This window comes from Sediminicola luteus, from assembly GCF_002514735.1.
Lineage (GTDB): Bacteria > Bacteroidota > Bacteroidia > Flavobacteriales > Flavobacteriaceae > HQA918.
Genome location: NZ_KZ300476.1, coordinates 322,345 through 335,761, shown reverse-complemented (window position 1 = coordinate 335,761; position 13,417 = coordinate 322,345). Strand labels below are relative to the sequence as shown.

Here is a 13,417-nt window from a genome sequence, read left to right as displayed (position 1 = left end):
ATTGCTGTAAACTAATAGTGGGTATTACGACAGATGGGGCAACTAAAAACAATATGATGCGGATTTTATACCTAGGCCTTTTTCTTGTATTGGGAATGGCTTGTACTGAAAAAAAGAAGGTGAAAGAAGAACCACAACCCTCAAAACAAGTGGTTGAAACCGAAGAAAAAAGAGGGGTGCCAGAAGATTTGAAAAAAGTGTTGGAAGCCCATGGCGGACAAAAAGCCTGGAAGGCCAAAAGGACCTTGCATTTCGAAATACCCAAAGAAAAAGGTGTAGAGCGGCATACCGTTGATCTATGGGATAGGCGCGATCATGTGGCCACCGATACCTATAGCATGGGCTTCGATGGGGAAGCGGTTTGGGTACATGATCCTGAAAAACAGTACAAAGGGAATGCCGAAGTCTACCACAACCTTATGTTCTATTTTTATGCCATGCCCTTTGTATTGGCCGATCCAGGGATTCAATATGAGGTAGATGCACCTTTGGTGGTCGATGGGGTCAGCTACCCAGGATTTCGAATCCGGTTTAACGATGGGGTAGGGGCTTCTTCAAAAGACGAGTACTTTTTACATTATGACCCTAAGAGCTATCGTATGGCATGGTTGGGCTATACCTTTACATTTGGAAGCGATGAGCGCTCAGAAAAAGTAAATTGGATACATTATGCCGAATGGAACCCCGTGAACGATATCTTACTGCCCAAAAGCATAGCCTGGCACAAATACGAAGGCCGCGATATTAAGGAGATACGCAGTACCGTAGTGTTCGAGAACGCCCGTTTATCGGCGCAAAAAGAAGATGCCCTTTATACCAAGCCCGTTGCTAATTAGCTTCGGGCATTTGAATCTGTAGGGAATCCCAGAATAATTTGATCAAGGCTTTACCGTCGGTTTCTACTTGGGTGCCAAAAGCGCCCATGTCCATGGTCATGATCAACAGCCCTTCGTCTTTATGGCCAATGGTGGCCACTTCGTAGGTGTTGGTCTCGCCTTTGTATTTTAAAACGGCCTTATCTATCTCCAAAGATTGCCCAGAGGAAAGGGGGCGTTCATAATCGGCACGTTCCATACTGTAACCATAACTAACACTTTCTTTGGTGACCTCGTTTACCATCATTTCGTTGAGCATGGTCGGATTGAGTACATCGTATTTCTGAACGATAATACCGGCCCCTTCGGCGGTCATTAGCATATATTGGGTAATGCCTTCCTCAATGGTGGTTTTAGAAACTTTAAAACCTTTTGGGTATTTAAAATTGAACTGTGCATCGAGAAATTGCAGGGTGTCTTTTTCTTTTAAAAGTAGTTGCACGGTTTTCTTACCGATTTTTACTTCGGTGGGCTTATCTAGACCAATACTGATGGGTTTTCCGTCTATTTCCAAGATATAATCTTCTTGGGCCTGCATCAGGGTGGTAAAAAAGATAAGGGCTAGGGTAAGGAGTTTGGTTGTTGGTGATTTCATGTGAGGATAAAATAAAAGGCCTTCGAAAACGAAGGCCTTGTAGTTTTGTGGACTTACTTTGTTTTGTACTTATTGGAATAACGTTTGTACAATTTGGTTTGGTGTGTTTCCAACGAAATTTCACGCCCGTCTATAAAAGCATGGGTCAATTGGTTGCCACGCATATCGAGGGCATCGCCTTCAGAGATGAAAAGGGTAGCACTTTTTCCTACCTTTAAACTGCCGTATTGGGCATCAATTCCTAAAATCTTTGCGGTATTACTACTGATCAGTTGGAGCGCAGTTTCCTTGTCCAATCCGTAACCGGCGGCGTGGCCGGCATAGAAAGGGAGGTTGCGCACCTGAAAGTTGGCCGCGTCCATATTTTGGATGCCTACCAAAAGCCCGGCTTTTACCAATAGTGCCGGTAGTTTATAGGCATGGTCGTAATCGTCGTCATTGTAAAAAGGCAGGTTATGGGTGGCGTTTACCATTACTGGTACCTGATGTTGTTTTAGCAAGTCGGCCGTTTTATGGGCTTCATAACCGCCTACGAGTACCATTTTCCCAACTCCGGCAGCATGTAAACGGCTAATGGCGTCGATGATCTCTTTTTCGCCATTGGCATACACATAGAGCTTTTGGGTGCCATCGAATAGACCTTTGGCCCCGGCAAAGGCGATATTGGCTTCAGTAGCGGGTTTTTGGTTGTAGGCTTTGGCATTGGCCAAAAACTGTAGGGTCTCGTCTATTTGTTCCCCATACTTTTTATTCGGATGGAAACCGGGTTCCTCACCCATCCACCAGCGACCTCTTCTGTATGAAGCAGGCCAGTTTAAATGGATGCCATCATCGGCTTTTACCACGGCATCTTCCCAATTCCAGGCATCGAGCTGCATTACCGAACTGGTACCTGAGATACGACCGCCCTTTGGCGAAACCTGGGCCAAGAGTACCCCATTGGGGCGCATACTCTCTACCACCTTAGACTCGGCGTTATAAGCGATCATACTCCGTATATGCGGAATCATATCTCCCAATTCGTCCATGTCCCTTGTAGGGCGAACGGCATCGATTTCTACCAAACCAAGCGAAGTACTTCCGGCGATAAAACCCGGATACACATGTTTACCTTGGGCATTTATGACCTTGCCTTGGGTGGCGGCTCCAGCGGCCAAGGCCGTAATCTTGCCGTTTTCAAAAACCAGGGTGGCGTTCTCTACCACGGTACCATCGCCGATATGGGCCGTGGCCCCAACGATACTAATGGCCTCCGATTGGGGGTCGGCCGGGGTTTGTTGCGCCCGGATCAAACCGAAACCGGACAATGCAATCAATGTGAATATTTTAAATGTCTTCATGTCTGTTTTTTAAAGGCTATCGCAATGGAAATGTTCTTTTTTCGCCATTTTGGGCGATTGGGTGGGGCTACCCCCAGCTTTGGCATCTAGCATTTGTTGGATTAGATCGTTGCGCTCCTTTTTGACCGCTGCCCGTTGTTGGGCATCTTTTTCCAAATCGAAATACACAGCCCCCTCGATTAAGGTTTTTTCCGCTTTGGCGTACACCGATAGGGGGTGGTCGTTCCACAAGACCAGATCAGCATCCTTACCTTCTTTTATGCTACCAACCCTATGGTCTAGGTGCAAGAGTTTGGCCGGATTGATCGTAACCATTTTCCAAGCTTCCTCTTCGCTCATACCACCGTACTTAACGGTTTTGGCGGCCTCTTGGTTCAAACGACGGCTCATTTCGGCATCGTCACTATTGATGGCCACGGTAATGCCCTGGCGCTGCATAATGGCGGCGTTATAGGGTATGGCATCATTTACCTCGTACTTATAGGCCCACCAATCGGAGAAAGTAGAACCGCCCACGCCGTGTTCGGCCATTTTATCGGCCACTTTATAGCCTTCCAAAATATGGGTAAATGTATTTACACGGAAACCGAATTTGTCGGCCACTTTCATCAGCATATTGATCTCGCTTTGCACATACGAGTGGCAGCTGATAAAACGCTCGCCGTTCATGATCTCGACCAAAGTCTCCATTTCAACATCTTTACGATAGGGTTTGCCACTGTTTTTCAGGGCCTGGTATTCTTTGGCTTGTTGAAAATAATTGACAAAGGCTTGTTCTACCCCCATACGGGTCTGTGGGAAACGGCTAAAACTCTGCCAGTTCGATTGTTTTACGTTCTCACCCAAGGCAAACTTGATGAATTTGGGCGAATTGTCATAGATCATATCGTCGGCCGAGCTACCCCATTTCAGTTTTATGATCGCCGAACGGCCCCCGATCGGGTTGGCCGATCCGTGCAAGAGTTGCATGGTGGTTACACCACCGGCCAGGTTTCTGTAAATGTCAATATCCTCGGGGTCTACGACATCTTCCATACTGACCTCGGCAGAGGAATTTTGTCCGGCCTCGTTTACCGATAGTAGGGCGATATGCGAGTGTTCGTCTACGATGCCGGCGGTTAAATGTTTGCCGGTAGCGTCAACGACCGTGGCCCCGCCGGCACCCAAGTTGGTTCCAATCTTTACGATTTTTCCTTTTTTCACCAAAACATCGGTGTTTTCAAGTACCCCGGCTGCTTCCCCGGTCCAAACCGTAGCGTTTTTAAACAAAAAGTTTTCCGCTTTTGGTCTTTCGCTATATCCATAACCTACGTTCGGGAAAGTTAATGGGGTAATGCTTTTTATGGTCTTTTTGGCTGCATCCGGACCTTTGGTCTCATAGGCCTTGGTCTTGAGGGCCGTAAAGGAAGCTTCCTTGCCGTTAATGTCAACAAAAGAACCGTTAAGGTTGCCCCCGTCTGTACTGGCTAAAGCATTGATACGGAACATTTTCCTTTGGTCGCCTTCACCCTGTTGCAGGTTCAGGTGCATCCAATTATCGGCGTAGTTCAATTTTGACTTTACCTTATTGGTGTCCTGTTTCACTTCGGCTTTGGGTTTGGCCGGGGTACCCGTAATGTTCAATTGATAGGTGAGTCCGTTGAGGTTTAGATCGTATTCCCCACGGATATCGACGACATCTAGGGTGTTGATGCTATGTTTTTGGCCTTGTACCCAGTTTTCGTAGAGGGTGGTGCCCGAATCGAAAATGGGGCCGGAGCTAATTAAAAAGTTCGCCCATTTACCCTGTTCCAAACTTCCGACTTTATCTTGCATACCCAAAATTTCGGCTGGGCGACTGGTCAATGCCCTCAGGGCTTCTTTTTCTGAAAGTCCGTAGGAGATGGCTTTTTGCAGATTTTTAAAGAAATCGTCTTTTTTCTTGAGTCCGCTCAGGGTAAAGGCAAACGGGATGGCTTTGTCGGCCATGATCTTTGGGTTGGCCGGTTTTTGGTTCCAAAGGCGCATATCGTGTAGGCTCACATAACGTGCCTGATGCGGATTGGATACGTCGTAGGCATCCGGGAAGTTCAAGGGTAATATGTAAGTGGCCTCCGTGGCCTTGATATCGTCTATCCATTCGAATTCGTTTCCGCCACCTAAAATTACGTATTGTATGCCATTGGCGTCACCGATCTTATCGGCCCTTAGGGCGTTACCTTTGTCTTCGGCCGCAAATATGGAGACCAGTCCCTTGTTGCGGTTCAGGGCTTCCAAGGAGCGGTCGGTAGTGGCCACATGTCCTTGGGCATACCAAGCGGCATCTACATACATTTGGCGTAGCAGGGCCAAACTACCCATTAAAGAGGTGGGGTAGCTTTGGCGCGAGGCCACGCTTTTATCCAATGAAAAATATTGGGCCGAGCGATCTTCAAGCACACGGTCGGCATCGTTACCATGCTTGTTCAAGGCGATCAAGGCCCCGGTACCCCGGGCGATACCGTCGTTTATATGGGTGTTTACCACGCCAAAGCCAACTTTTCGTAGACTGGCGGCATCTTTGTCGGTATAGGAAAAAGAGGTAATGGCATTTTTCTCGGGCATAATATGGTCGTTCCAATAAAAGCCTTCACGACTTTGTTGGTATTGGGGCGAGCGCCCACTACCCGAAGCTTTTTCCGGTTTCTTTACCCCAAAATCGGAATAGATATCGATAAACGAGGGGTAGATCGATTTGCCTTCCAAATCGGTAACGATGGCGTTGGCCGGAATGTTTACCGATTTACCGACCCCGGCCACTTTGCCGTTTTGGATCAATAGGGTTCCGTTTTTAACCACCTGATCGGCACTTACGTAAATAGTAGCATTCGTAAACGCCCGATAGTTGTGGTTTTCGTTTTTGACCCCTTCGTTATTAGGAAAATAATCTTGGGCCATCATAGGGGCGCTACACCAGAGCAGTGCCCACATGAGTTGTTTTACATTCATAGAGATTGAGTAAGTTGTATGTCCATACCAAAGGCCATGGACCGAATTAGCCAGCTAAAGGTAACCGATGTTAAAAGAATTCTAAATCCGTTAAGAGATTTTTAACACGGAGTGCTAAAATGGATTAATACCCAAGACGCTGATATTTGACACTATTGTCCATAGTGTTAAATGTATGTTTCAATCATAAATCAAAAGCCACCAAAAGAATATCCTTTTAAGCGGCTTTTAAAATCAATGTTAAATTACGAACTATACCAATAATTCATCCTTGAAACCTTCATATAAATCAAAGGCTTCGACTAATATATCCTTTAGAGTGTCGTACGATGAAAATAGAGGTAAAGGGAGAGGTCTATGTGTTTTGTCTAATAAATCTATAATCGCTCCCCAAGGGCCCCCAAGGGGTAGTCTTTCACTATTCCTTATGACCCCCCAAATGAATTCACATGCACCATACTTAAACTTTAAATTAAATTGGAATTCATAATCTTGAATTTGCTGTTTAATCATGAAGAAATCCTCGGATTTAAAGTACTTCGTCTCATATCCAAAAGATTCAATAACTTCAATTACTTTATTGTTGTCATACCTATCGAAACAATTATCTTCATCCCTATAGGTGTTGGATAATTTCTTGTATCTATTTAAAAAATCAATGTTTTTTAACGCAGATTCGTTTATTGGGTGTAATTCCATTTTCTATTCGGCTCTAAATCTTAGTTTTACCCTTTTCCTTTAAGCGCAATTCATTGAATTAATTTGGATTTTATAGGATAATACGATCTTCATGGGTTAGCATTTTCAGAATTTCCTTAGGTTCCATTATATTATCATGAAACAACCAATTATTAATGGATCCAGAAGATTTTGCATATCGTTTTTCTAAAGCCTCTGAATTTCTTTCAAAAATGGCGTCGTCTACGATGTTCTCAATCAACTCTTTAAGTAACAACAAGGCCTGATTGTCATCGATTTTTTGCCAATCCTGAATTGGTTCGGTGATAATTTTACCAATGAAATCATCAATATTTTCAGATTCCCAATAACTCTGTAAATAATCTTCTGATATTTGATGGTACCCAATTATGTTGATTTGACTTACGGCAACATCAACTGTAATTTTTCCATCTTCGAAATTGGAAATAATCTGTCTAATCTTATCAACTTTACTATTTCTAGAATCCATATCCATAATGATATTTAGGGTCAAGTATTTCTTTATGGTATCTCGGAGTAACAATCAGTACATTATCAATATTATAAACGGCACTTCCTTGGTTAATAGGTGTTTTATGGTGTAATTGATGCCTTGTTGACCTCCGAGGTACAAGGTGTCTATAGGAGCTCATTTAAGTAGATCCGTATGTGTACCTAAGCGTAATAATCTAATTGTTTCCGGGTCTTCAACCTGTATCCAAATGATCAACAAATCGGGTTTAATATGGCATTCCCTGTTATCCTTGTATTTACCAGATAGCCTAAGGGGGTTTCATTTGTGTTGGGATTCCCGCGATACCCTTGACTTCCAGAACTTTTAAAATTGAAACGGTAGGAGGGTATAAAATTGGATTGCCCTTTATCTTCTTAAGGTCTTTTTTGAATTTTGTGGTTGGTGTTAGGATGTACATGGACTATAGTTTTTCTAGCCATGTATCCAGGTCGTCTATGGTTTCTAAATCCCCCTTTCGGGTTTCCTCAATGGCCAATGCGGTTTCTTCATTGGGGATATTACCAACATCTTTGAACAAAAGATATTCGATATAGTTATTAAGGCTTCTTCTTTGGGCTTTGGCCTTTTCCCGAACCAATTCAATCAACTCTTCATCGAAGTGGAAAGCCATTTGCTTGGAACTCATATCGTGTAGTTTAAGAGGGAAATAAATATAAATATTAACAAGTTGATATGCAAAGTACATCGACTTGTTTAGCTAATCCGTTTTGAGACTGGTTTTTTCTACACCGGATGCTTCTTATGATACGCCACCAAAAGGCCTACCACCGAACGGTAGCTGAGGATGCCCTTTTTTTGGTTGTTGGCCTTTAAAAAAGTGCTGTAGATTTTTTTTAGGTAGGGTTCGGCCGGGTTTTCGTATTGGGCCCAAAAATCGGAGACTTCCTTAAAATTGGCCCGTACCCCAGCATTGAGCTTGGGGAGTAGTTTTTTAAATGCTTCCGGGTCTTTACGTTGTAAGGTGCCCAAGCAGTAGCCCAGGGCAAAGGCATGGGCGCTATACCTAAAATAAGGGTCTGGGTGGGCCCTAGCGGCCAAATAACCCACAAAATTGGTTTCGTTCTCGGCGGCATAACCTATTTGGTGTCCCATTTCGTGGGTAGTGGTAATGGGTGTCCTAAAATTGGGGATGCGTCCGTTTACCTGTGCCTCGTTGGTAAAAGGGTTCAAATAGCCCCCATAGCCCGAATAACTTAGCCCCAAACTGAATAACGAGCTTTTGATACTAGGTTTACCGTAGGCTAAAAAGGGATAGCGCTTTTGTAGTGCTTCATAACCGGCGGCACTCATCTCGTAAATCTCCCGTTTTGTGTATGGGGTAACCACTTTTTTGGTGCTGTCTTGGGTTAGGGCAAGTTGAAGTGTATTGGTTTTTACGATCAATTGCTCGCTAAGTGCAATAAGGTCGCTATGTTCCGATGTTTCGGCAATGTCCATTTTCTCGGCTATAGGTTGGCGGTAGTAGTTAAAGCCCCACAGGAGGTGGAAACAGAAATACACCGCAGCCAAAAGGGCCAATACATCGCGACCCAGGCCCAAAAGGTTTTTTCGGATTTTCTTTCGGTGTTTCACTAATCGCCATAAAATCAGTCCGATAAAGAAGGCGTATAACATATCCCCAACGGAAAAGGGTAACCAACCGCTAAGGGTCCTGGAAAGTGAACTGATATAGGGGTATAACCCTTGGCTGTAGTAGCGCTCGATCCAATCGGGTCGACTGCCCAAAAGTTTTACCAAGATAATCTGTGGTACCAAAGAGGCTGCTGCCAAATGTTTGTAGTTCCATTTCATATGGCTTCAAATGTAGCGATTAAAACCTATGGAAAAGCTTAGGGAAATGATAAATTGACAGCTGATAGGCTTTCCGTATTTTTACATAAATTTTGAGACTATGCACACTGATATTCGCGCCTTGGAGCCCCAAGCCTTATGGAACCATTTTTGTGATTTAAATGCCATTCCTCGGGCTTCTAAAAAGGAAGAGCGGGTGATCGCTTTTATGGTGGCCTTTGGGGAGCATTTGGGACTGGAGACCTTTACCGATTCCGTAGATAATGTGATTATCCGTAAGCCGGCTAGTCCGGGAATGGAAGACCGGGCCATGGTAACCCTACAGTCGCATTTGGATATGGTGCACCAAAAAAGTGCCGATACCGTTTTTGATTTCGATACCGAAGGGATACGTATGCGTATCGATGGCGATTGGGTACAGGCCGAGGGCACGACACTAGGGGCCGATAATGGTATTGGGGTCGCCGCCATTATGGCGTTGTTGTCCAGTACCGATATTGCGCATCCGCCTTTAGAGGCCTTGTTTACTATAGATGAGGAAACCGGCATGACGGGTGCCTTGGGTCTCCAAGGAGGAATTTTAAAAGGTCAAGTGCTATTGAATTTAGATACGGAGGAAGACGATGAAATCGATATAGGCTGTGCCGGTGGGGTAGATGTTACCGCAACGGGTTCTTACGATTTGGTGTCCCCAAAAGCCGGAAGCCAAGGTTTTTTGCTTTCCGTAAAAGGACTCAATGGTGGACATAGCGGTATGGATATCGATAAAGGGCTGGGCAATGCTAATAAGATTATGAACCGATTGTTACGTGCCCTTAGTTCCGATATGCAATTGCAAAAAATAGATGGTGGCGGACTCCGCAATGCCATTCCGCGAGAAAGCAAGGCTTGGTTTTTGGCCCTGCCCGAAAATCAGGCGCAATTGAATGAAGCCGTTTCCACTTTAGGCGGACAAATTAAGAAGGAGTTGTCGGTTACCGAACCTAATCTCGAAATTAGGTTGGAATCGGTTGTGCTGGAAGGAGAAGTAATGGGGGCATCGGATCAAGAACGCTTGATTCAAGTGGTTTCGGGCCTGCATAATGGGGTGTTCGCTATGAGTGCCCAAGTAGCTGGCTTGGTAGAGACCTCGAACAATTTGGCTCGGGTGTTGGTTTCTGACGGGGCTATACAATTGGCTTGCCTTACCCGCTCCTCGGTGGAAAGTGCCAAGGCCGATTTGGCTTCGGGCCTACGGGCGGTGTGCGAATTAGGCGGGTATACGGTCAGCCTTTCGGGCGCCTATCCTGGTTGGGAACCCAATCCCAATTCAGAGGTCGTAAAGGTATTGGCGGGGCGCTATGAGGCCCTGTTTCATGAAAAGCCGAGGGTGGTAGCCTGCCATGCCGGATTGGAGTGTGGTATTTTGGGAACCCATTATCCCGATATGGATATGGTCAGTTTTGGCCCGACCATAACGGGGGCCCATTCGCCAGACGAACAAGTGAACATACCCTCTGTGCAAAAGTTCTGGCGTCTTCTGCTAGATGTACTACAACATAGCCCGAAAGCATAGTCTGAATACAAAAAATGATTTTCAATTGCTACCTTCTCCCATGCCTGTCCCGCGGAATGGCGGGAGGAGCGAGGTTGGCCTGTCCCGAAGCATTTCGGGAGGGTGAGGGGATACACCCTAATCTAGTAATTACAATAAAAAAGCGCCGTTCGATAAGGTTTCGATCGGCGCTTTTGATTTGTTATCTTCTATCTATTCCGACTTGGGCAACAACTCCAAATCGAATACCAACTCGGCATTTGGTGGGATCGGGCCACTGCCACTTGGGCCGTATCCTAAATGCGGTGGAATGATCAATCGTACTTTTTCTCCGTAGGTCATGTTCAACATCCCTTCCTTGAATCCGGCGATCAAACCGAAATCTGGAGAGAAGGTGGCACGCATTGGCGTAAACTGACCACGGTGCATTCTTTGTATGTTGGTAAAGTTCTCCGACTGACGGGCCACATCCTCAACACTGGTGTCGATCAAGGTACCGTCGATCAAATACCCGGCATAATGTACATCGGCTTGGGTACCCAAGGCTGGTTTCTCACCATTTCCTTCTTTTAAGGTAACAACATACAGTCCGGAAGGTAGCAATTCGGCAGTTTCCCTTTGTTTTTCAACTTCAGCGGTAAAGGCGGCTTTTTTGGCGGCCCTTTCTTTTTCCAACTCTTCTTCCTTGGCGAAATAATCCGTCATTATGGCTACGGCATCATATTTCTTGGCCGCCTTTCCGTTACGGATAATCTCTACTTTGTTCATTACCACGTCAACTTCCGGACGGTCGGCAACGGCGGTTTTTACATTGGCAATACTATCTACCACATCCAAACCTACGACTACCTCACCAAAAACGGTATGTCTACCGTTTAAGTGAGGGGTGGGTTTGTGGGTGATAAAGAACTGACAACCGTTGGTCTTAGGGCCCGAATTGGCCATGGACAAGATACCTGGTTTGTGGTGGGTAAGCGAATCGTGGGGTTCGTCTATAAATTTATAGCCGGGGTTACCACGTCCGGTTCCGGTTGGGTCGCCCCCTTGGATCATAAAATCTTTGATAACACGGTGAAAGATAATGCCGTCGTAAAACTTCTTGCCTTTCAAAGAGTCGGAAACAAAAGGATTGTTCCCTTCGGCCAAAGACACGAAGTTGGCCACGGTTACCGGGGTTTTCTCGTATTCCAGTTTAACCACAATGTCGCCACGTGTGGTCTGAATGTCGGCATAGACGCCGTCTTCCAAATCGGCATATTTACCGGCTTTGCAACCCGCCAAGATCAAAAGGCCGGCCAAAAAAAGAAAAGATATCTTTTTCATCTATTCAAATATTAGGTTTTTAATTGTTGTCTCGACCTGATTGCTCATTGTTTCAAAGGCTTCCGGGTCAATTTTATATTAGGGGTTTGTTGTTATAGTGTCTTTGGTAATGTTTACGATATGTATGGTGCTCATAAGCGGAACGTTAGGGCCTATGTCCTTATTGTCGCCATGATACCCATAGCCCATGGCCGACGGAATCATAAAGGTGGCGGTTTCGCCTTGTTGTAAAAGTTTTACCGCTGCCCGTAATCCTGGCGGCAGGTTCTCTTGTTTGTCCACCTTATAGTCGATAACACCCACGTCGGTCATACGATAAATGGTGTCCCGCGACAAAGAAATCAGATTGTAGGAGAGTTGAACTTCGTCCCCGGCTTGGGGTTTGTAACCTGCTCCGGTGGCTTTCTCTTCGTATTTGTACCAGAGTCCGTTTGCGGTACCCAAATAAGTGTTAGCCGAGTCTTGGGCGATCAATGCCTTTATGGCGGCTTCCTCACTTTGAAGCAAGGCTTTGTTCCTATCGATGCTTTCCTTCATAAAGCTGGCCGTTTTGGCCTGTACGGGCCTTCGGGCTTCCGGACCTCCACAGGCAACCAGGAAGACGACCAACAACAAGGTAAGTAATGCTTGTTTCATTAGGCGTTCAATTTATCTTGGTATTGGGGCAAGAGGTCTAAAAATCGGCTTACCGTATCTTCCAGTGAGGCCGAACTCCGGCCCCCGGCCGCATTCATATGTCCGCCACCACTAAAATGGTGTTTAGAGAATTGGTTTACCTCAAAATCGCCCTGTGAACGGAAAGAGATTTTGATGATGCCTTCCTCGGTATTTTCAATGAAAATGACGGCGAAGATGATATTCTTTAGACTTAAACCATAATTTACAAAACCTTCGGTATCGCCTTTTTTATAGTTGGCACTGTCTAGTTCTTCTTGGCTTAAAGTGATGTATGCCGTACGGAATTCGGGTAGAATGACCATATTGTTCAAGGCCTTACCCAAAAGCTGTAAACGACTAGGGTTGTTGGTATCGTAAATACGTTGGTGAATGGCGCTGTTATCGGCCCCGCGGTCTATAAGGTCGGCTACGATCCTATGGGTGGTTCCGGTAGTACTTGGAAAACGGAACGAACCCGAGTCGGTCATAATGCCCGTATACAAACACTGGGCCATATCGCTAGTGATTCGGGCTTGTCCGCCCAAGGCACAGATCAAATCGTAGACCATTTCGCAAGTAGAGCCCTTTTTGGGGTCCGAAAAGGTAATCTGGGCATAGTCTTTGGGTTCTTCGTGATGGTCGACCATCACGAAAGTGCCCGTGGCTTCCTTAAGCATGGGGCTCATGGTATGCGCCCGATCCAAATCGTTAAAATCCAAGGTGAATATGACCGCAGCCTCGCGAATATAGCGGTTGCCCGCTTCCGGATTACGGTCGTACACCAAAACCTGATCGTTACCCGGTAACCATTTTAGGAATTTGGGATATTCGTTCGGGGCCATCACCCGGGCCTTGTGGCCTTGGCCTCTTAAATAATGGCAAAGGGCCAAGGTAGAACCCATGGCGTCGCCATCCGGATTCTTATGTGGGATGATTAAAATTTTCTTGGGGTCGGCCAGTAATTCCGAAAGTGAAGCAATGTCGGCTTTAGTCATGGCGACAAAGATAAAGTTTTACTTGATAATCAAGATTTAAAAATTCACCTTCTAGAAGGCCTAATGGGTGTTGTGCTTGTTTACAGTGGTATGCTCCAGTGGAGAA

14 protein-coding genes are annotated in these 13,417 nt (G+C 45.6%); 2 read left to right on the top strand and 12 right to left on the bottom strand.

Features of this window, described 5'->3' with window-relative positions:
• Positions 1-53 precede the first annotated feature (53 nt).
• Positions 54-836, top strand: a complete 783-nt coding sequence (locus B7P33_RS01200) for a DUF6503 family protein (RefSeq protein ID WP_245871590.1) — start codon at positions 54-56, stop codon at positions 834-836.
• Here the strand turns inward: B7P33_RS01200 and B7P33_RS01195 are convergent.
• The 9 genes from B7P33_RS01195 to B7P33_RS01160 all read right to left on the bottom strand — a co-directional run bounded on the left by B7P33_RS01195 (position 829) and on the right by B7P33_RS01160 (position 8,802).
• Positions 829-1,470, bottom strand: coding sequence for a hypothetical protein (locus tag B7P33_RS01195; protein ID WP_097440142.1), 642 nt, complete (start codon positions 1,468-1,470; stop codon positions 829-831). The two genes, B7P33_RS01200 and B7P33_RS01195, sit on opposite strands and share 8 nt — an antisense overlap.
• 53 nt (positions 1,471-1,523) lie before the next feature.
• The gene (locus tag B7P33_RS01190; protein ID WP_097440141.1) at positions 1,524-2,810 is read right to left on the bottom strand and encodes an amidohydrolase family protein; all 1,287 of its coding nucleotides are present in this window, start codon (positions 2,808-2,810) and stop codon (positions 1,524-1,526) included.
• A 9-nt stretch (positions 2,811-2,819) separates the two neighbouring features.
• Positions 2,820-5,777 carry an amidohydrolase family protein gene (locus B7P33_RS01185; protein WP_097440140.1) on the bottom strand — a complete coding sequence of 986 codons (2,958 nt, stop codon included), beginning with the start codon at positions 5,775-5,777 and terminating at the stop codon, positions 2,820-2,822.
• A gap of 252 nt (positions 5,778-6,029) precedes the next feature.
• Positions 6,030-6,476 carry a hypothetical protein gene (locus B7P33_RS01180; protein WP_097440139.1) on the bottom strand — a complete coding sequence of 149 codons (447 nt, stop codon included), beginning with the start codon at positions 6,474-6,476 and terminating at the stop codon, positions 6,030-6,032.
• A gap of 70 nt (positions 6,477-6,546) precedes the next feature.
• On the bottom strand, positions 6,547-6,972 hold the full coding sequence (locus B7P33_RS01175; RefSeq protein WP_141402363.1) for a hypothetical protein: 426 nt from the start codon (positions 6,970-6,972) through the stop codon (positions 6,547-6,549).
• Positions 6,956-7,129, bottom strand: a complete 174-nt coding sequence (locus B7P33_RS19795; protein WP_394341512.1) for a hypothetical protein — start codon at positions 7,127-7,129, stop codon at positions 6,956-6,958. The genes B7P33_RS01175 and B7P33_RS19795 overlap by 17 nt, the downstream gene beginning before the upstream one ends.
• Positions 7,126-7,206: a hypothetical protein gene (locus B7P33_RS19790; RefSeq protein WP_394341516.1), complete on the bottom strand. Its 81-nt coding sequence runs from the start codon at positions 7,204-7,206 to the stop codon at positions 7,126-7,128. The genes B7P33_RS19795 and B7P33_RS19790 overlap by 4 nt, the downstream gene beginning before the upstream one ends.
• A gap of 205 nt (positions 7,207-7,411) precedes the next feature.
• Entirely contained in the window at positions 7,412-7,636 is a 225-nt protein-coding gene (locus B7P33_RS01165) for a hypothetical protein (protein ID WP_097440136.1), read from the bottom strand.
• A 98-nt stretch (positions 7,637-7,734) separates the two neighbouring features.
• Positions 7,735-8,802, bottom strand: a complete 1,068-nt coding sequence (locus B7P33_RS01160; RefSeq protein WP_097440135.1) for a DUF3810 domain-containing protein — start codon at positions 8,800-8,802, stop codon at positions 7,735-7,737.
• 100 nt (positions 8,803-8,902) lie between these two features.
• Between B7P33_RS01160 and B7P33_RS01155 the strand changes: the two genes are divergently transcribed.
• Positions 8,903-10,357 carry an aminoacyl-histidine dipeptidase gene (locus B7P33_RS01155; protein WP_097440134.1) on the top strand — a complete coding sequence of 485 codons (1,455 nt, stop codon included), beginning with the start codon at positions 8,903-8,905 and terminating at the stop codon, positions 10,355-10,357.
• Positions 10,358-10,549: 192 nt separating this feature from the next.
• Here the strand turns inward: B7P33_RS01155 and B7P33_RS01150 are convergent, their stop codons facing one another.
• The 3 genes from B7P33_RS01150 to B7P33_RS01140 all read right to left on the bottom strand — a co-directional run bounded on the left by B7P33_RS01150 (position 10,550) and on the right by B7P33_RS01140 (position 13,311).
• Positions 10,550-11,659, bottom strand: coding sequence for a peptidylprolyl isomerase (locus B7P33_RS01150; RefSeq protein ID WP_097440133.1), 1,110 nt, complete (start codon positions 11,657-11,659; stop codon positions 10,550-10,552).
• Between the two features lie 78 nt (positions 11,660-11,737).
• On the bottom strand, positions 11,738-12,295 hold the full coding sequence (gldI, locus tag B7P33_RS01145) for a gliding motility-associated peptidyl-prolyl isomerase GldI (RefSeq protein WP_097440132.1): 558 nt from the start codon (positions 12,293-12,295) through the stop codon (positions 11,738-11,740).
• Complete coding sequence (locus B7P33_RS01140; protein ID WP_097440131.1) at positions 12,295-13,311, bottom strand: DHH family phosphoesterase; 1,017 nt, start codon at positions 13,309-13,311, stop codon at positions 12,295-12,297. The genes gldI and B7P33_RS01140 overlap by 1 nt, the downstream gene beginning before the upstream one ends.
• Between the last annotated feature and the right edge of the window lie 106 nt (positions 13,312-13,417).